Below are 17,875 nucleotides of genomic sequence, written 5' to 3'. Positions count from 1 at the left end.
GCGCAATTTAAGGCGCAAGCACGGGGCCCTGTGATCTGATGGACCCTATGGAGTCCTCTGCAGCCGAGACATCAGCCCAAGCCCAAGCCCTCATCAACTGGGAGCTTGCCGCTTCAACGGCCGCCCGGCTCACGCCTCCCGGGCCCGTCCTTAAGCCCGCCGAGATCGGCGCCGCCGTTGACAACCTGCGGCTCATGGCGGACCTTTCCGTGCCCCACGTCCATGACATCACCGGCCTCGAGGCCGCCCGGGACCTGCGGGATTCCTCCGTCCTTGTGGTGGACCGCGCATCCTGGGCCAAGGCCAACACTCAAAGCTTTGCCGTGATGCTGCAACCGGCGATGGAAAAGATGCTGGAAGGACGCAGCGGCACCGTGAGCCCCGGCGCGGCCAGCGTCAGCGGCGCCATTACCGGCAGTCAGTTGGGCGCCATCCTCGCGTTCCTCTCCAGCAAGGTCCTCGGCCAGTACGATCCCTTCTCCGCCCTCGCCGGGAACTCCACGGCCCCCGCCGCGGGACGGCTCCTGCTCGTAGCACCAAACATCATCTCCGTTGAACGCGAAATCAACGTCGAACCTGCTGACTTCCGGCTCTGGGTCTGCCTCCATGAACAGACCCACCGCGTGCAGTTCGCGGCGGCGCCCTGGCTCCGCCACCACATGCTGGACGAGATCGAGAACCTCAGCGGCCAGCTGCTGGGAAACGTCGATTCCCTGATGGAACGGGCCGCGGCTGCCGCGAAATCACTCAAGGACCGGACCGGGAACGGGGCTGTCCCCAGCCGCGGCGCCATCCTTGACCTGCTCCAGAACCCGGAGGAAAAGGCCGCTCTCTCGCGTCTGACCGCACTGATGAGCCTGCTCGAAGGCCACGCCAATGTGGTCATGGACGCCGTCGACGCCAGCATCGTCCCGTCCGTCAAGACCATCAGGCAGCGCTTCACTTCCCGCGGCCAGGACCGCGGCGTGGTGGAAAAGTTCATCCGCAGCCTCCTGGGCCTCGACGCCAAGATGCGCCAGTACAGCGACGGCGCCAAGTTCGTCCGCGAAGTGGTCGACGTGGCCGGGATGGAAGGCTTTAACAAGGTCTGGGAGTCGGCCGAACAATTGCCCAGCGAGCCGGAAATCCACGATTCCAAGCTTTGGCTCGAACGGATGGGGCTCTAGTCCCCGTGCCCGCCAGCAAGCCGCCCGCCGTTTCCCCCGGCTCCCTTTCCCCCGCAGCCCCGGACGGACGACGCCGGCCCGGCCGGCTGGTGCCGGTCGTCGGCACCGCCCGGAAGATGCTGCAGGACGCCCTGGCCGGGGCGGGCTACCCGGAACGGGTCCTCGTCGCCTGCAGCGGCGGACCCGATTCGCTCGCCCTTGCCGCTGTCGCCGCCTATTTCGCCCGCCGCGGGCACGTTGACGGCCGCAGCATCTCGGTTGGCGCCGTCGTCGTCGACCACCAGCTGCAGCCCGGTTCCGACGCCGTCGCCGCCACCGCCGCCGCGGCATTGCGGGACCTGGGACTGTCCCCCGTCGACATCAGGACCGTGGAGGTCGCCGCCACCGGGATAGGACCGGAGGCGGCCGCCCGGGACGCCCGCCACACCGCCCTCGAGGCGGCCGCGGAAGCGGCCAATGCGTCCGTGATCCTGCTCGGCCACACCCTGGACGACCAGGCCGAACAGGTGCTGCTGGGGCTGGCGCGCGGTTCCGGGACCCGGTCCCTGGCAGGGATGCGGCCGGTCCGCGGGCGGCTGCTGCGGCCGTTCCTGGGCCTGCGGCGAACCGACACCCTGGCCATCTGCGCGGCCGAAGGCCTTGAGCCCTGGCATGACCCCAGCAACGCGGACCCCGCCTTTGCGAGGTCCCGGACCCGGGTCGAAGTACTGCCGCTCCTGGAGGAAAAACTCGGCCCCGGGGTCGCCGAATCACTGGCCAGGACCGCCGCGATCCTGCAGCTCGACGCCGATTACCTCGAGGGCGTGGCCAATGACACCTTCGCCCGGCTGCAAGAACAATCCGGTTCCACGGTCAGCCTCCCGGAGGAAGCCCTGCGCGCACTGGCCCCGGCCGTGAGATTCCGGGTCATCGCGAGGGCCGCCGCCGCCGTCGGCGGCCAGCAGCCCAGCTACCAGCGGCTGCTCGCCGCCGAAGCACTGCTGCGCCGGCGGGGATCGGCCGGCCCGGTGGAGCTCCCGGGCGGCGTCAGCGTCTACCGGCTCTCGCTCGCGCAGCTGCTCGCCGACGGCCCATCCACGCCCCCGGGCGTTCCCCGCGAGGGCGCCCGCTGTGGGAAGCTTGTATTCCGGCTTCAAAAACCGCCCCAAATATAGTCGACCCCGCATCTACACAGGAGTTATCGGTGGATTCAAACGACGTCCAGGCAGACCTTAAGCACGTTCTGTATTCCAAGGAGCAGATCCAGACCCGGATCACCGAACTCGCTGCCCAGATCGACAAAGACTACGAAGGCCGTGATCTGCTGATCGTCGGTGTGCTCAAGGGTGCCGTCATGGTCATGGCCGACCTGGCCCGGGCCCTGCACAGCCACGTATCGATGGACTGGATGGCCGTCTCCTCGTACGGCTCCGGGACCCAGTCCTCCGGCGTTGTCCGCATCCTCAAGGACCTCGACACCGACCTGATGGGCAAAGACGTCCTGATCGTCGAGGACATAATCGACTCCGGCCTGACCCTGTCCTGGCTCAAGACCAACCTGGAATCACGCGGCACGGCCTCCGTCGAAATCTGCACCGCCTTCCGCAAGCCCACGGCCGCCAAGGTCCAGATCGACGTCAAGTACGTCGGCTACGACATCCCCAACGAGTTCGTCGTGGGCTACGGCCTGGACTACGCGGAGAAGTACCGCAACCTGGACTTCGTCGGCACCCTGGCGCCGCACGTCTACGAGTAGCGCCAAGGCCGCAGCGCCGCGCCGAGCCGCGGCGCCGAGCCGTGGAACCGAACCGCCGCGCCGCGCCGACTTCCCGGCGCCAGCCGGCGTTGACTGCCGGGCTCGGCTACGCCCAGAGGGAACTTTTGCCCCCCACCGTGCGTGACTGAGTGGGACGGTGTATAGCTAGAAGCTGATGCAGTACCACACGCGCGCAGATCGGTCGCCGTGCAGCACTACCAGGAGGGACGGGGCCAGCCCCGAACAGATGAAAGCTAAGAGTTTCTTCAAGGGCCCGGGCATCTGGATTGTCGTTGTTATCGGAATGCTCCTGCTGGCCTTTGCCACCCTGGCCCCGGGCGGTTCCACCCGGATCGATACGGACAAGGGTCTGGGTCTGCTGACGGCCGGCGGCAAAATCGAGCAGGCCAAGATCTTCGACGCGGAGAACCGCGTGGACCTGGTCCTGAAGGAGAACCTGCAGGTCGACGGGCAGGACAAGGGCAAAAGCGTCCAATTCTACTACGTCAACGCCCGCGCAGCCGACGTCGTCAAGGCCGTCACCGACTCCAAGCCACCGAGCGGCTACACCGACCAGCCGCTGGAAAACAACTGGTTCGCCGGGCTGTTCTCCCTCCTGATCCCCGTGCTGTTGCTCGGTGTCCTCTTCTGGTTCCTGCTGTCCCGCATGCAGGGCGGCGGCTCCAAGGTCATGCAGTTCGGCAAGTCCAAGGCCAAACTGGTGAACAAGGACATGCCGCAGGTCACCTTCAGTGACGTCGCCGGCGCCGATGAGGCAGTCGAGGAACTCGAGGAAATCAAGGAATTCCTGCAGGAACCGGCAAAGTTCCAGGCAGTCGGAGCCAAGATCCCGAAGGGCGTGCTGTTGTACGGCCCGCCCGGCACCGGCAAGACCCTCCTGGCCCGCGCCGTCGCCGGCGAGGCCGGAGTGCCGTTCTTCTCCATCTCCGGCTCGGACTTCGTCGAAATGTTCGTCGGCGTGGGTGCCTCCCGTGTCCGCGACCTCTTTGAGCAGGCCAAGGCCAATGCCCCGGCCATCATCTTCGTGGATGAGATCGACGCCGTCGGCCGCCACCGCGGCGCCGGCATCGGCGGCGGCAACGACGAACGCGAGCAGACCCTCAACCAGCTGCTGGTTGAAATGGACGGCTTCGACGTCAAGACCAACGTCATCCTGATCGCCGCCACCAACCGCCCCGACGTGCTCGATCCCGCCCTGCTGCGGCCGGGCCGCTTCGACCGCCAGATCTCCGTCGAGGCCCCCGACCTGATCGGCCGTGACCAGATCCTGAAGGTCCACGCCAAAGGCAAACCGATGGCCGCCGGCGTCGACCTGAAGGCCGTGGCCAAGAAGACCCCCGGCTACACCGGCGCGGACCTGGCCAACGTCCTCAACGAGGCCGCACTGCTGACCGCCCGCTCCAACGCCAACCTGATCGATGACCGCGCCCTCGACGAGGCGATCGACCGCGTGATGGCTGGCCCGCAAAAGCGCAGCCGCGTCATGAAGGAACACGAGCGCAAGATCACCGCCTACCACGAGGGCGGCCACGCCCTGGTGGCAGCCGCGCTGCGGAACTCTGCCCCGGTCACCAAGATCACCATCCTGCCCCGCGGCCGCGCCCTGGGCTACACCATGGTGGTGCCGGAAAACGACAAATACTCCATCACCCGCAACGAACTCCTCGACCAGATGGCCTACGCCATGGGCGGACGTGTGGCCGAGGAACTCGTCTTCCACGATCCCTCCACCGGTGCGTCCAACGACATCGAGAAGGCCACGGGGATCGCCCGCAAAATGGTCACCGAATTCGGCATGAGCGAGCGGGTCGGTGCGGTCCGGCTCGGCCAGGGCGGCGGCGAACCTTTCCTGGGCCGCGACGCCGGCCACGAGCGCAACTACTCGGACCAGATCGCCTACATCGTGGACGAGGAGGTGCGCCGCCTGATCGACGGGGCGCACGACGAGGCCTACGCCATCCTCACGGAGAACCGCGACGTCCTGGACGACCTCGCCTTGGAACTGCTGGAGCGCGAAACCCTCAACCAGGCCGAGATCGCGCAGATCTTCACCAACATCCGGAAGCGCGATTTCCGCGACGTGTGGCTCTCCAAGGAGACCCGCCCGCTGCAGACCGCGGGTCCGGTGGAGTCCCGCCGGGAGAGGGCCGAACGCGAAGCCCAGGAAGACGCCACGGCGGCCCGGCTCAAGGAACCCCTCGACGCAATGCCGCCCCACGCCCAGGGTGTCGGCGGACAGGAGTCGTTCCAGGGCGGCGTGACGGATACCGGGCGTGACGTCCATCCCGGCTAGGCTTCTCCCGTGACTTCTTTCTTCGACGACGACGACGTTCTTGCCACCGCCGGTTTCCCGGCGGCGGGAGGACCCGCCCAGCACGGCCAAGACCGGGTGGACCGGCCCCGGATCGAGGCGGCGGTCCGCGAGATCCTGCTGGCCATCGGAGAGGACCCGGACCGCAGCGGCCTCGTGGACACCCCGAAGCGCGTCGCCAACGCCTACACGGAGATGTTCGCCGGGCTGCACCACGATCCGGCGGAGATCCTCGCGACCACCTTCGACCTGGACCACGAGGAACTGGTCCTGGTCAAGGACATCCCGTTCTACTCCACCTGCGAGCACCACCTCGTGCCGTTCCACGGGGTGGCGCACGTGGGCTACATCCCCTCCCATGACGGGAAGGTCACCGGGCTGAGCAAGCTGGCCCGGCTGGTGGACATGTTCGCCCGCCGCCCGCAGGTCCAGGAACGGCTGACCACCCAGATCGTCGAAGCCCTCGTCACCCACCTCAAGCCCCGCGGCGCGATCGTCGTCGTCGAATGCGAACATCTGTGCATGTCCATGCGCGGCATCCGCAAGCCCGGTGCCAAAACCGTCACCAGCGCGGTACGCGGGCAGCTGCATGACCCGGCCACCCGTGCCGAAGCCATGAGCCTCATTATCGGAAGGTAAGTACACAGACTATGGATTCCCTAGCTGCAGCCCCAGGAACAGGTCCCGCGACCTCGCCGCTGCCCGTCGTGCGCAAAGCGCGCCCGGCGGCGAGCTTCAAGGACCTGCCCACGGACAGGACGCTTGTGATGGGGATCCTCAACGTCACCCCCGACTCGTTCAGCGACGGCGGAAAGTACGCCACGGCAGACACCGCCATCGCGGCGGGCCTGCGGATGTTCTACGGCGGCGCGGACATCATCGACGTCGGCGGGGAATCCACCCGTCCGGGCGCGACGGCGGTCAGTCCCGAAGAGGAACAACGGCGGGTACTGCCCGTCATCGCGGCCCTGGTCAAGGCCGGCGCCCTGGTCAGCATCGACACCACCCATGCCGCCACGGCGGCCGCCGCCCTGGCCGCCGGAGCCTCGATCATCAACGACGTCTCGGGCCTCACCATGGAACCGGAGATGGCGGAGCTCGCAGCCCGGAGCGGGGCCCCCTACATCCTGACCCACCGCCGCGGCGATGCGAACACCATGGACTCGCTGACCGACTACGGGAACGTTGCTGCAGACGTCGCCACGGAACTTGCCGGCGTCCGCGACAAGCTGTACGCCGCGGGAGTCGCTCCGGAGCAAATCATCGTTGACCCGGGACTGGGCTTCGCCAAGACGGATGTGCAGAACTGGGAACTGCTGACGCATCTGGAGGTGCTGCAGGCCATGGGCCACAAGGTTCTGGTCGCCGCGTCCCGCAAGCGCTTCCTCGGCGGCCTCCTGGCCGTGGCCGGCAAGGCGGCCACGCCGGCAGAACGCGAGGCCGCCACCGCCGCGGTCACCGCCATCAGCGCGTACCGGGGTGCGTGGGCGGTCCGCGTGCACGACGTCGGCCCCAACCTCGACGCCGTCAAGGTTGCCGCCCGCATCGCCGCGCCCGGCCACGGCTGAAACGGCCGCCCGCCATGGACCAGATCAAGCTGAGCGGCGTCACCGCCGTCGGCCATCACGGCGTCTTTGATTTTGAGCGGCGCGACGGCCAGCCGTTTATTGTTGACGCCGTACTGCACCTGGACTTCACCGCCGCCGCCGCCTCCGACGACGTCCTCGACACGGCCCACTACGGTGAAGTGGCCGAGTGTATCCGGGGCTGGATTACCGGGGAACCGCTGAACCTGATCGAGGCCCTGGCCGTCCGGATCGCCGACGACGTGCTCCGGAAGTTTCCCGTCGCTGCCGTGGACATCACGGTGCACAAGCCCAAGGCCCCCCTCGAGGTGGAGTTCGGTGACGTGGCCGTCAGCGTCCGCCGGGAGCAGCCATGAACTACGTCCGGTCCGTCATAGCCCTCGGCAGCAACCTGGGGGAGCGCAGCGACACCCTCTCGGCCGCCGTCGCCGACCTCGTCGACCCGCCGGAGGTTCGCCTGCTGGCCATTTCCCCGATCGTCCAGACGAAGGCCGTCGGCGGCCCGCCGGACCAGCCGGACTTCCTCAACATGGTGATCGCCGTCGAAACCATCCTGGCGCCGAAGGACCTGCTGGAACACTGCCACGCGGTGGAACAGAAACACCTGCGGGTCCGCGACGTGCGGTGGGGTCCGCGCACCCTGGACGTGGACATCATCACCTACGGCGATCTGGTCAGTGCGGATCCGGAGCTGATTCTGCCGCATCCGCGCGCCGCGGAGCGGGCCTTCGTGCTGTATCCGTGGTCGCTGATCGACCCGGTGGCCGAGCTGGGCGGCGAACGCGTCGGCGATCTTGCGGCCAGGGCCGCCGACTTCGCTGACCTTGTGCCGTTCGACGGATTCGAGGACCTGCACGGCGCCGGAGCGGCGGAGCAGCCGTGAAGCTGACCAGCCCCCTCCTCCTGCTTGTCATCAGTGTGGCCGTGGGCGTTGCCGGCTGGCTCGCGTCCCTGCTGACCACCCGCTACAGCCTGGCCACCCCCGTGCTGCCCCTGACCGGGCTGATCACCATGGGCGTGATTGTGGTCCTCACCCTCGCGCTCGGCATCCGGGTGCTCCGCTGGCGGAACGGCAAAAGGAAGAAAATGCTCAACCCGATCCTGGCAGCCTGGACCCTGGTCCTGGCCCAGGCCTGCGCTTACACGGGCGCGGTGCTGCTGGGCTGGCACGCGGGGATCTTCCTGGACCAGCTCAGGCTCTGGAACCTGCGCAGCAACCAGGACCTCACCTGGCAGGCCCTGATCATGGCCGGCGGCGGGCTGCTGCTGATCATCGTGGGCCTTGTGGTGGAACGGTTCTGCCGGATTCCGCCCGAGGACGGCGACGCCGACGAAGCCCTGGGTCGCCAGGAAAAGCGCAAGCCCGAGGCGGAAGGCGAATATGCATACCGAGGCGATTGACCCCGCGGGGATCACCTGGTTGCGGGTGTCCCCCAAATACGTCACGGTGCGCGTCGTCGGCTGGGCGGCCGGCAACCTGATCGTCGTCGGGCTGCTGACCGTTCCCCTTGTCATGGTCCTTGCCGGGGCCTGGACGTGGCCGCCGCTGTGGCTGGCTGTTGCCGTGCCGGCGGTGATGCTGCTGCTCGCCCTGTGGCGCCTGTTGCTGATACCGCGCCAGGTGCGCTCCATCGGCTATGCCGAACGTGACGAGGATCTGCTCATCCGCCGCGGAATCTTCTACCAGCGCACCCTCGTGGTGCCCTACGGCCGCATGCAGTATGTCGATATCGGCGCCGGGCCCGTGGAACGCGGACTGGGCCTGTGCACACTCAAGCTGCACACCGCCTCCGCCGGAACCAGCGCGGAAATCCCGGGCCTGCCCGCGGGGGAGGGAGCGCGGCTCCGCGAGCAGCTGTCCGCCCGCGGCGAAGCCCGGCTGGCCGGGCTGTGACGTGCCGGCTGTGAAACCCGGCGGCACCGGGATCGCCGCGGAAGCCGGCGCCGGCGCCGAGGCGGGAACCCCCGGCGGCGGCTGGCTGCGTGTGCATCCGGCCTCGCCGTTTGTGCGTGGCTGGTTCGCGCTGGCCGCGATCGCATTCTTCGTCGGCCGCGACACCTTCGAGCGGATGCTCCGGGGCGGTCCCCTGATCGACCAGGACATCGCGGGCCGGGCTCCGTGGCTGCTTCTCGGCGGCGGAGCGGTGCTGCTGCTCGCCGTGCTCGGGTACATCCTGGGGTGGTACTTCACGCGCTACCAGGTGGCGGAGGGCTACGTCCGGGTCAATTCCGGCTTCCTCTTCAAGCAGCAGCGCCAGGCCCGTCTGGACCGGGTCCAGGCGATCGACATCGTGCAGCCCCTGCTGGCCCGGATCTTCGGCCTGGCCGAGCTCAAATTCGAGGTGGCCGACGCCGGCGCATCCGCAGTGCGGCTGGCCTACCTGCGGATAGGGGAGGCCCGGGCACTCAGGGCCACGATCCTGGCCCGCGCGTCCGGAGTGGCCGCCGATCCGGACCACCCCGAAGCCGTCGTCGCGGAGGCCCCCGAGCACGCCGTGCTCAGCGTTCCGCCGCCGCGCCTCATGGGTTCCCTGCTGCTGAGCGAGCAGAGCTTCTTCGTGGTGCTGGGAGGGGCCGTGTCCGTGGTGCTGTCCGCCGTGACGGAGAACCGGTCCTTCTATTTCTACCTGATCCCGGCCGCGCTGGGCCTCGTGGCCGCGTACTGGTCCTCCTTCAACAAGGGCTACAACTTCACGGCCGCCATTTCCCCGGACGGCATCCGGCTGCGCTACGGGCTCCTGGACACCCAGGCGCAGACGCTGCCGCCGGGCCGGATTCAGGCGCTGCGGGTCAGCCAGCCGCCGCTGTGGCGGATCTTCGGCTGGTACCGCATCCAGGTCAACGTCGCAGGCTACGGCGCTGCCGGAAACAACGGCGAGAACTCGGCGCGGACCACCCTGCTGCCGGTGGGAACCTTCGCAGAGGTGCTGACGATGCTCTCCCTGGTCCTGCCCGACCCGGGCACCACGGATCCGGTGCGCGTTTTCACCGCCGGGGTCAACGGGCTGGCGCCCGCGTCCGGGTCCGCGTCCGCGTCCGGGGCCGCGCCGGCAAACGACGGCGGGTTCGTCACCACGCCGCGCCGCGCCCGGCTGCTGGCGCCGCTGGGCTGGCGGCGCAACGGCTACTCCGCCACGGACACGGCGCTGCTGATCCGTTCGGGCCGGTGGTGGCGGCACCTCGTGCTGGTTCCGCACCAGCGCACGCAGTCCATGGCTCTGGAGCAGGGGCCGCTGGCCCGCCGCTTCGGCGTCGTGGACCTTGTCCTGCACACAACCGCCGGCCCTGTTGCCCCGAGGCTCATCCAAGCCGGCCTCGAGGAGGGCAGGGCACTGCTCGAGGCGCAGTCGGCACGGGCCCGCGCCGCGCGGAGACGGCAGACCAGCGAGCACTGGCTGGAGCAGGTCCGGCCGCCTGTGGCTGCACCAGCCCCGGCCGTTGAGGCCGAACCCCGGGAAGAACCCAGCAACAAGGAAGGCCCGCACCATGGCTAAGCCAGGACGACTCGGCGTCGGAATTATCGGAGCCGGCAAGGTCGGTGCCGTCCTCGGGGCGGCCCTGCGCGGTGCCGAACACGCCGTGATCGGCGTCTCGGCGGTCTCGGATGCCAGCCGTGAACGCGCGGAAACCCTGCTTCCCGGCGTGCCGGTCCTCGACATTCAGGACATCGTCGAGCGCGCCGAACTGGTGCTCCTGGCCGTCCCCGACGATGCGCTCGGACCCCTCGTGGACGGCCTGGCAAAACTGGGCGCCTGGCAGCCCGGCCAGCTCGTGGCCCACACCTCGGGCCGGTTCGGTGTCGGGATCCTGCACCCCATCCGCTCCGTGGGTGCCATCCCGCTGGCACTGCACCCCGCCATGACGTTCACCGGCATGAGCCTGGACCTCACCCGGCTGCTCGATTGCACCTTCGGGGTCACAGCCGACGCCGCGATGCTTCCGATCGCGCAGGCCCTCGTCGTCGAGATGGGGGCAGAGCCCGTCGCCATCGCGGAAGGGGACCGCCCGCTCTACCATGCTGCCCTCGCGCACGCCTCGAACCACCTCGTCACACTCGTCGCGCAAGCCTCCCAGCTCCTCCGGGAAGTCGGCGTCGAGGCCCCGGAACGGATGCTGGGTCCCTTGCTGCGCGCCACCCTGGAAAACGCGCTCGCCTCGGGCGAATCGGCCCTCACCGGCCCGGTGGCCCGGGGGGACGTCGGGACCGTGGCGGCACACGCAGACGCCCTGCGGGAGCACGACGGCGGCTCCGGCAGCGATATTCTGGAGGCGTACCTGGCCATGGCCCGGGCGACTGCCCGCCGGGCAGGAAGCCGCGGACAGCTGTTGCCGGACCAGCTCGAGGGCATCGCACGGGCCCTCGAGGGCCCGGACCCCGACGACCCGGACCCCGACGGCCGGCAACCCCCGGAAGGACACTAGAAACGTGGCGATCCAACTCGTGACCACGGCCGCCGGCCTCCGCGCGGAAAGCGCGCGCCTGCTCCGGCAGAAGGGGGGCACCTCGCAGGGCCTGGTGCCCACCATGGGCGCCCTGCACGCGGGACATGCCCAGCTGGCGCGCACCGCCGTCGCCCAGAACGACGTCGTCGTCGTCAGCATCTTCGTCAACCCGCTGCAGTTCGGCGAGGCCGTTGACCTGGAGCGCTACCCCCGGACCCTGGAAGCTGACCTGGCCCTCCTCGAGGCCGAGGGCGTGGATCTGGTCTTCGCGCCGGGCGTGGAGGAGGTCTATCCGGGCGGGGAACCGATGGTCCGGATCACGGCGGGGCCGTTGGCGGAGAAATGGGAGGGCGCGTCCCGGCCCGGACACTTCGACGGCGCCCTGACCGTGGTGGCCAAACTGCTCCACGTCGGAACCCCGGGCGCGGCTGCCCGTTCCCAACTGCCCGACTACCGCGCCTATTTCGGGCAGAAGGACGCCCAGCAGCTGGCGCTGGTCCAGCGCATGGTGGCAGACCTGAACTTCCCGGTGGAGATCGTCCCCGTGCCGATCGTGCGTTCCGCGGACGGCCTGGCGCTGTCCAGCCGCAACCGCTTCCTCTCGACGGAGGAACACGAGGCCGCCCTGGTCCTGTCCCGCGCGCTCCTGCTCATCGAGGACCGCGCGAACGCCCACGAGCCCCTCGATCTGGAATCCGCCCGGGCACTCGTGGACTCGCAGCCGCTCGTGCAGCTGGACTATTTCGAGGTGGTGGATCCGCACACCCTGGAGCCGCTGGCCGAGAACTGCAAAGACACGCCCTTCCGCGGGGAGGGCCTGGCCCTGATCGCGGCCAAAGTGGGCCCCGTCCGGCTGATCGACAACGTCCCGCTGAATTCCTGACGCAGCCCCACCACCAAAGCAACGCGGGGTCACCTACGGCCCATGGGCGGCCCTGTCACGGGCCGTAAGTGACCCCGCGTTGCATTTCCGACGGCGGGAAGTTGCTCCCGGCGGGAATTACCGGGGGGTGACGCCGGTTGGAAGGAGGGTTGGCGGCCCCGGCCGCCGGACCCCACGCCGCACTCCCTGAGGGAATACCCATGCCAGCAGAAGTCTCTTCAAAAGCCCACGGCGATTCGACGCAGGCCGCCCGGACCGACGCGGCCGGGGCGGCACTGCCCGCGCCCCCGGAGAAGCTGTCCCGGGAATCCGTCACCATCATCGGCACGCTGCTGGTGGCCACGTTCGTGGTGATCCTGAACGAAACCATCATGAATGTCGCGTTGCAGCGGCTGATGGTGGACCTTAGCGTGAATGCCCCCACGGTGCAGTGGCTCTCCACCGGCTTCATGCTCACGATGGCGGTAGTGATCCCCACGACGGGCTTCATCCTGCAGCGGCTGTCCACCCGGGCCGTCTTCATGCTGGCGATGGGCCTGTTCTCCGGCGGCACGCTCCTCGCGGCCCTGGCACCGGGCTTCGAAGTCCTCCTGTTGGCCCGCGTGGTTCAGGCCGGCGGTACGGCCATCATGCTTCCCCTGCTGATTACCACCATCCTCACGCTGGTTCCCATCTCGCGCCGCGGTGCCGTGATGGGCAACGTGAGTATAGCCATCTCCGTGGCGCCAGCCATGGGTCCCACCGTGTCCGGCCTGATCCTGGAGCACTTTTCCTGGCGCTTCATGTTCGTGTTTGTGCTGCCGATTGCCCTTGCGGCGTTTGCCATCGGCGCCAGGTACCTGACGAACATCGGCGAAACCGAGAAGACCCGGCTTGACGCCCTGTCCGTGCTGCTGACGGTCCCCGCGTTCGGCGGCCTGGTGTACGGCCTGAGCCAGATCGGCGGGGGACAGGTCGGCCCTGGATCCCCGGCAGTCGTTGCGCTGGCCGTCGGCATCGCGGCCATGCTGGTGTTCGTACTGCGGCAGCTGAAATTGCAGAAGGCTGAAGCGCCCCTGCTGGACCTGCGCGCCTTCACGTTCCGGATGTTTACGGTCTCCGTGCTGCTGCTCGTCGTCGCGATGATCGCCCTGTTTGGTGCCGTGATCCTGCTTCCGCTCTACCTGCTTGAAATCCGCGGGCTGACGTCGCTGGAAACAGGCCTGGCCCTGCTCCCGGGCGGCCTCGCGATGGGTCTTCTGGGCCCGGTTATCGGCCGCCTCTTCGACAAGGTCGGGCCCCTGCCCTTGACCCTGGCGGGTTCCTCACTGATGGTCGTGGCCCTGTTCCAGTTCTCCCTGCTTGACGCCAAGACGCCGGTGGGCTGGATCATCGCGCTGCACGTCGGGCTGAGCCTGGGCCTGGCGCTCGTGTTGACCCCGGCCTTCACCACCGGCCTGAATCCGCTGCCGCCGCACCTCTATTCCCACGGTTCGGCGATCATGAGCACACTGCAGCAGGTGGCCGGTGCTGCCGGCACGGCCCTCCTGGTCTCGATCTACGCCGTCGTGTCCGCGGCCTCCGGAAGCATCGCCGGCATGCATGCCGCGTTCCTGACGGCGGCGGTCATAGCCCTCGCCGCCGTCGTACTGTCCGCCATGATGCGCAAGACCGCCGGCGCGGACCAACCGGCCCCCCACTAACGCAACGCGGGGTCACTTGGCGCCCATCCGACCGGCCGGAATGGGCGCCAAGTGACCCCGCGTTGGTTTCAGGCGTTGGTTTCAGGCGTTGGGGTCAGCCTGCGAAGAACTCACTCAGCTCGGAGATGAGCCTGTCGGGGGCCTTGATGGCGCCGTCATGGCCCATGCCCGGCAGGATCGTGTAGCTCGAGCCCGAGAGCACATCGTGGATCTGGGCGCAGGCCACGCCGAAGTAGGCCGGGCTCTTTTCGCCCACAATGATCACCGTCTCCAGCGGCAGATCCAGGAACGGCTCGGCAGGCATGTCCGCGGCGATGATGGCCTTGATCTCCCGGACGCCGGTCTTCATGAGCTCCCGCATTTGCTTGCCGATCGGGGTGCCGGCCGCGAGCTTGTTGGCCAGCGTCAGCATGGACAGCGGCATCCGCGACAGCGCGCTGCCCGTCTCGAGGCCCTTGAGCAGGACGGCGAGGGCGCGGTCGTCCTCGCCGGCCGCCGTCGCGCGCTCATATTCGGTGGTCCAGTCCGCCGAGACGGAGTGGTTGACCGAAACCGCCGGATCGAAGACGGCGAGGCGTTCCACCGGCAGGGTGCGGGCCGCGTGCAGGGCCACCGCCCCGCCGAAGCTGTGCCCGAACACGTCCGTGCTGGAGGTATGTTTCATCACCGCGTCGAGGTCGCGGATGTCCACGTCAAGGGTGTAGTCCTCCGGCTGCGGGGACGAGGAGCCGCGCCCGCGCCGGTTGAAGGTGTGCACCGGCCGGCCCAGCGACGCGCTGAGTTTCTGCGCAAAGCGCGTGTAATCCGCGGCCGTCACCATTGATGCCTGCACGACGACGACGCCGGAGCCCGCCGCGGCGAGCTCCGCGCCCGTGCTGAAAAGCTCGATCGTTCCGCCGTCGGGGGTTCTGATGTTCTCGCGGGTCATGCCCCGAGCCTAGCCGAGGCCGTTGCTACGGGGCAGTAGGGTCCCTGCCGGACGGGTTCCGCTAGTTGCCGAGCCGGCCGCCGGAAACCTCGAGGTAGCAGGAGCCGCAGAGCGACTCGTACCAGACGTCCTGTCCGTCGATGGCGACCTGGTCGCCGTCGAACACCACCTGGCTGCCCACCCGGCGGGTGTTGAAGATGGCTTTGCGGCCGCAGCGGCAGATGGTCTTGAGTTCTTCGAGTGTGTGCGCAATCTCCAGGAGCCGGAGCGACCCGGGAAACGCGCGGGTGCGGAAGTCCGTGCGGATGCCGTAGGCGAGCACCGGCACGTTGTCCATCACGGCAATGCGGAAGAGGTCGTCCACCTGTTCCGGTGCGAGGAACTGGGCCTCGTCAACCAGGAGGCAGGCCACCGGCTTGGTGTCCACATGCTCCAGCAGGGCATCGGGGTCGTCCCCGTGGGCCTGGGCGGTGAACAAGTCGCGCGCGGAAGCCCCGGCAGGGATCAGGAAGTCCACCGAGCGGGTCATGCCCAGGCGGGAAACGACGTCCGAGTCGCCCTTGGTGTCCACATCCGGCTTGGCCAGCAGGACCCGTTGACCCCGCTCCTCGTAATTGAACGCCGCCTGCAGGAGGCCCGTTGACTTGCCGGAGTTCATGGCGCCGTAGCGGAAGTAGAGCTTGGCCAAGGGGGTCCTTTCGAAAGGGTCGCCCACCGATTGTAAGGCCCGGGCCCCGAACGGCCCGGCCCGGGCGGGCGCCTGCGCGCCCGTCCGGCCTGATCCCGAACTCCCGCAGACCGGGCGCTGCCCGGGCGCACGCCGGGCGCACGCCGGGCAGAACCCGTGCGGCCGGATCTCCCGGTAAACTTGGGGATTGTGACTTCCCAAAACACCCCCGCCCCGAACACCGCCGCCGAGCACCACGACGCCAGCGAACAGACGCGCATCCGCATGGAGAAGCGCGCCAAGCTGATTGAGCGCGGCATCGAGGCGTATCCGGTGGGTGTTGGGCGCACGCACTCGCTGACTGAAATCCGCGAAAAATACGCCCACCTCCAGGCCGACGAAACCACAGGCGACGTCGCCGGCGTGACCGGCCGCATCGTCTTCATCCGCAACACCGGCAAGCTCTGCTTCGCCACGCTCCAGGAGGGCGGCGTCGATGGCAAGGCCGTCCGGCTGCAGGTCATGCTGAGCCTGGCCAACATTGGCGAGGAGTCGCTCGCCGACTGGAAGGCCCTCGTGGACCTGGGCGACCACGTCTTCATCACGGGTGAGGTCATCTCCTCGCGCCGCGGCGAGCTGTCCGTCATGGCAGATTCCTGGTCCATGGCGTCCAAGGCGCTGCGCCCGCTGCCGGTGCTGCACGCAGAGCTCAACGAGGAAACCCGCGTCCGCCAGCGCTACGTGGACCTGATCGTCCGCGACGAGGCCCGCGAAATGGTCTACACGCGGGCCGCGATCACGCGGTCCATCCGCGAGACCCTGCACCGCCAGGGCTACGTGGAGGTGGAAACCCCGATGCTCCAGCTGGTCCACGGCGGCGCCACGGCCCGCCCCTTCGAAACGCACATGAACGCCTTCGACCAGAAGATGACCCTGCGCATCGCCACCGAGCTGTACCTCAAGCGCACCGTCGTCGGCGGGATCGACCGTGTTTACGACATGGGCCGCGTGTTCCGCAACGAAGGCGTCGACTCAACCCACAGCCCGGAATTCACTACCCTGGAAAGCTACGAGGCGTGGGCCGACCAGTTCGTCATGGCGGACCGGATCAAGGAACTCATCCTCGACGCCGCCGACGCCGCCGGGGTGGGCCGGGTGCTGCAGACCGAGGCCGGTGAGATAAACCTCGACGGCGACTGGGCCTGGATGGCGGTGTACCCGGGACTCTCCGAAACCCTAGGCCAGGACATCACCCCGGAAACGCCGGCCGCGGAATTGCTGGCGCTCGCCGCCAAGCACGAGGTCAAGGTCGACGCCACCTGGGATGCCGAGAAGCTCGTCGTCGAACTTTTCGGTGAACTCGTCGAGCCGACCCTGCTGAACCCCACCTTCGTCTACGACTACCCGCCGTCCGCCCAGCCGCTGGCCCGCCAGCACCGCGAGGATGACCGGCTGATCGAGGCCTGGGACCTCATCATCGGCGGCATGGAGCGCGGCACGGCGTTCTCCGAACTCGTGGACCCGGTGATCCAGCGCGAACGTCTGACCGAGCAATCCCGCCGTTCCGCCGCCGGCGATGTCGAGGCCATGCAGCTGGACGAGGACTTCCTCCGCGCGCTGGAGTACGGCGCCCCGCCCATGGGTGGCATAGGCCTGGGCATCGACCGCCTTGTCATGCTTTTCACCGGGGCCGGTATCCGCGAGACCATCCTGTTCCCCCTGCTGAAGCCCGAAGGACACTGACTGTGGAGTACATCGCCGTATTGCTGCCCTCCGCCGTCGTCGGCCTGATTTTCTGGTTCGCGATGAAATCGATTTTCAATGCGGACAAATCGGAGCGCCAGGCCGAGGCGCGCGCCCAGGCCGAAGCCGAGGGAAAGGCGCCCGGGGCCGATAACGCGCCGGACAACGGCCATTCGCCCGGTATGAACAAATAGCGGACTATTCCTTCCTTTGGATTTTCTTTAGAAAATATTTACCGCTTTGACTCACTGCCGTAAAGCGGAGGATACTTAAAGCAGATACATCCTGCTTTTCTAAATGCTCGTCCTTCATGGAAAGAGAGTCTTTAATGGCACAGAAAGTTAAAATCATCCTCGTTGATGATCTGGATGGGGGATCCGCGGACGAGACTGTCCGGTTCGGCCTGGACGGCGTCAGTTACGAAATTGACCTGTCCTCCGGCAATGCTGCAGAACTCCGCTCTGCAGTTGAGCGCTTTGTTTCACACGCACGCAAGACTTCCAGCGGCCGTGCCACCCGCACCAAGATATCGACCGGCAGGAATCAAGACTCTGCGCAGATCCGTCAGTGGGCCCGCGACAACGGCTATGCGGTAAACAGCCGCGGGCGTATCCAGGCTGAAATTCAGGAAGCCTACCAACAGGCGAATTCCTAGACTTATGCTCCGGCAATGACGATGCCCCCGCCCTTCCGGCGGGGGCATCGCCGTG

The 17,875-nt window shown here is 68.0% G+C and carries 19 protein-coding genes; 17 read left to right on the top strand and 2 right to left on the bottom strand.

Going from position 1 to position 17,875, the window contains the following annotated elements; translation table 11 throughout:
* Positions 1–47: 47 nt before the first annotated feature.
* From BJG92_RS02710 to BJG92_RS02645, 14 genes are all read left to right on the top strand, one after another.
* Entirely contained in the window at positions 48–1,166 is a 1,119-nt protein-coding gene (locus tag BJG92_RS02710) for a zinc-dependent metalloprotease (protein WP_232082481.1), read from the top strand.
* A gap of 116 nt (positions 1,167–1,282) precedes the next feature.
* Positions 1,283–2,320, top strand: coding sequence for a tRNA lysidine(34) synthetase TilS (tilS, locus tag BJG92_RS02705; RefSeq protein WP_232082535.1), 1,038 nt, complete (start codon positions 1,283–1,285; stop codon positions 2,318–2,320).
* Positions 2,321–2,349: 29 nt separating this feature from the next.
* A complete protein-coding gene (gene hpt, locus BJG92_RS02700) occupies positions 2,350–2,901 on the top strand; it encodes a hypoxanthine phosphoribosyltransferase (protein WP_232082480.1) in 552 nt (183 codons plus the stop codon).
* 247 nt (positions 2,902–3,148) lie between these two features.
* On the top strand, positions 3,149–5,215 hold the full coding sequence (gene ftsH / locus BJG92_RS02695) for an ATP-dependent zinc metalloprotease FtsH (RefSeq protein ID WP_232082479.1): 2,067 nt from the start codon (positions 3,149–3,151) through the stop codon (positions 5,213–5,215).
* A 9-nt stretch (positions 5,216–5,224) separates the two neighbouring features.
* Positions 5,225–5,872, top strand: a complete 648-nt coding sequence (gene folE / locus BJG92_RS02690) for a GTP cyclohydrolase I FolE (RefSeq protein ID WP_232082478.1) — start codon at positions 5,225–5,227, stop codon at positions 5,870–5,872.
* Between the two features lie 11 nt (positions 5,873–5,883).
* Positions 5,884–6,801 carry a dihydropteroate synthase gene (gene folP, locus BJG92_RS02685; RefSeq protein ID WP_232082477.1) on the top strand — a complete coding sequence of 306 codons (918 nt, stop codon included), beginning with the start codon at positions 5,884–5,886 and terminating at the stop codon, positions 6,799–6,801.
* Between the two features lie 14 nt (positions 6,802–6,815).
* A complete protein-coding gene (folB, locus tag BJG92_RS02680) occupies positions 6,816–7,175 on the top strand; it encodes a dihydroneopterin aldolase (RefSeq protein WP_232082476.1) in 360 nt (119 codons plus the stop codon).
* Complete coding sequence (gene folK / locus BJG92_RS02675) at positions 7,172–7,702, top strand: 2-amino-4-hydroxy-6-hydroxymethyldihydropteridine diphosphokinase (protein WP_232082475.1); 531 nt, start codon at positions 7,172–7,174, stop codon at positions 7,700–7,702. The genes folB and folK overlap by 4 nt, the downstream gene beginning before the upstream one ends.
* Positions 7,699–8,220: a DUF3180 domain-containing protein gene (locus BJG92_RS02670; protein WP_232082474.1), complete on the top strand. Its 522-nt coding sequence runs from the start codon at positions 7,699–7,701 to the stop codon at positions 8,218–8,220. The genes folK and BJG92_RS02670 overlap by 4 nt, the downstream gene beginning before the upstream one ends.
* On the top strand, positions 8,201–8,713 hold the full coding sequence (locus BJG92_RS02665; protein WP_232082473.1) for a PH domain-containing protein: 513 nt from the start codon (positions 8,201–8,203) through the stop codon (positions 8,711–8,713). The genes BJG92_RS02670 and BJG92_RS02665 overlap by 20 nt, the downstream gene beginning before the upstream one ends.
* Position 8,714: 1 nt before the next feature.
* Positions 8,715–10,313: a PH domain-containing protein gene (locus BJG92_RS02660; protein WP_374199752.1), complete on the top strand. Its 1,599-nt coding sequence runs from the start codon at positions 8,715–8,717 to the stop codon at positions 10,311–10,313.
* Positions 10,306–11,241: a Rossmann-like and DUF2520 domain-containing protein gene (locus tag BJG92_RS02655; RefSeq protein WP_232082472.1), complete on the top strand. Its 936-nt coding sequence runs from the start codon at positions 10,306–10,308 to the stop codon at positions 11,239–11,241. Before BJG92_RS02660 ends, BJG92_RS02655 begins: the two co-directional genes overlap by 8 nt.
* Positions 11,242–11,245: 4 nt before the next feature.
* The gene (gene panC, locus BJG92_RS02650; RefSeq protein WP_232082471.1) at positions 11,246–12,145 is read left to right on the top strand and encodes a pantoate--beta-alanine ligase; all 900 of its coding nucleotides are present in this window, start codon (positions 11,246–11,248) and stop codon (positions 12,143–12,145) included.
* Between the two features lie 200 nt (positions 12,146–12,345).
* Positions 12,346–13,827, top strand: a complete 1,482-nt coding sequence (locus BJG92_RS02645) for a DHA2 family efflux MFS transporter permease subunit (protein WP_232082470.1) — start codon at positions 12,346–12,348, stop codon at positions 13,825–13,827.
* Between the two features lie 94 nt (positions 13,828–13,921).
* Here BJG92_RS02645 and BJG92_RS02640 read toward each other — a convergent pair whose 3' ends face one another.
* Entirely contained in the window at positions 13,922–14,755 is an 834-nt protein-coding gene (locus tag BJG92_RS02640) for an alpha/beta fold hydrolase (protein WP_232082469.1), read from the bottom strand.
* Between the two features lie 61 nt (positions 14,756–14,816).
* Positions 14,817–15,443, bottom strand: coding sequence for a thymidine kinase (locus BJG92_RS02635; protein WP_232082468.1), 627 nt, complete (start codon positions 15,441–15,443; stop codon positions 14,817–14,819).
* 189 nt (positions 15,444–15,632) lie between these two features.
* Here BJG92_RS02635 and lysS point away from each other — a divergent pair, with 189 nt between their 5' ends.
* The 3 genes from lysS (at position 15,633) to BJG92_RS02620 (ending at position 17,820) form a co-directional block, all read left to right on the top strand.
* Positions 15,633–17,165 carry a lysine--tRNA ligase gene (gene lysS / locus BJG92_RS02630; protein WP_232082467.1) on the top strand — a complete coding sequence of 511 codons (1,533 nt, stop codon included), beginning with the start codon at positions 15,633–15,635 and terminating at the stop codon, positions 17,163–17,165.
* Positions 17,166–17,167: 2 nt separating this feature from the next.
* The gene (locus BJG92_RS02625; RefSeq protein WP_232082466.1) at positions 17,168–17,359 is read left to right on the top strand and encodes a hypothetical protein; all 192 of its coding nucleotides are present in this window, start codon (positions 17,168–17,170) and stop codon (positions 17,357–17,359) included.
* A gap of 134 nt (positions 17,360–17,493) precedes the next feature.
* On the top strand, positions 17,494–17,820 hold the full coding sequence (locus tag BJG92_RS02620; RefSeq protein WP_232082465.1) for an Lsr2 family protein: 327 nt from the start codon (positions 17,494–17,496) through the stop codon (positions 17,818–17,820).
* Positions 17,821–17,875 lie beyond the last annotated feature (55 nt).

The organism is Arthrobacter sp. SO5 (genome assembly GCF_020532805.1).
Classification (GTDB): Bacteria; Actinomycetota; Actinomycetes; order Actinomycetales; family Micrococcaceae; genus Arthrobacter.
The sequence above is the reverse complement of the archived record's forward strand: the minus strand, read 5'-3'. Positions and strand labels throughout refer to the sequence as shown.

Coding starts and splice junctions, on each gene's coding strand:
- BJG92_RS02710 (WP_232082481.1), top strand. CDS start 48: ATGGAGTCCTCTGCAGCCGAGACATCAGCCCAAGCCCAAGCCCTCATC.
- tilS (WP_232082535.1), top strand. CDS start 1,283: ATGCTGCAGGACGCCCTGGCCGGGGCGGGCTACCCGGAACGGGTCCTC.
- ftsH (WP_232082479.1), top strand. CDS start 3,149: ATGAAAGCTAAGAGTTTCTTCAAGGGCCCGGGCATCTGGATTGTCGTT.
- folP (WP_232082477.1), top strand. CDS start 5,884: ATGGATTCCCTAGCTGCAGCCCCAGGAACAGGTCCCGCGACCTCGCCG.
- folB (WP_232082476.1), top strand. CDS start 6,816: ATGGACCAGATCAAGCTGAGCGGCGTCACCGCCGTCGGCCATCACGGC.
- folK (WP_232082475.1), top strand. CDS start 7,172: ATGAACTACGTCCGGTCCGTCATAGCCCTCGGCAGCAACCTGGGGGAG.
- BJG92_RS02665 (WP_232082473.1), top strand. CDS start 8,201: ATGCATACCGAGGCGATTGACCCCGCGGGGATCACCTGGTTGCGGGTG.
- BJG92_RS02655 (WP_232082472.1), top strand. CDS start 10,306: ATGGCTAAGCCAGGACGACTCGGCGTCGGAATTATCGGAGCCGGCAAG.
- BJG92_RS02645 (WP_232082470.1), top strand. CDS start 12,346: ATGCCAGCAGAAGTCTCTTCAAAAGCCCACGGCGATTCGACGCAGGCC.
- BJG92_RS02640 (WP_232082469.1), bottom strand. CDS start 14,755: ATGACCCGCGAGAACATCAGAACCCCCGACGGCGGAACGATCGAGCTT.
- BJG92_RS02620 (WP_232082465.1), top strand. CDS start 17,494: ATGGCACAGAAAGTTAAAATCATCCTCGTTGATGATCTGGATGGGGGA.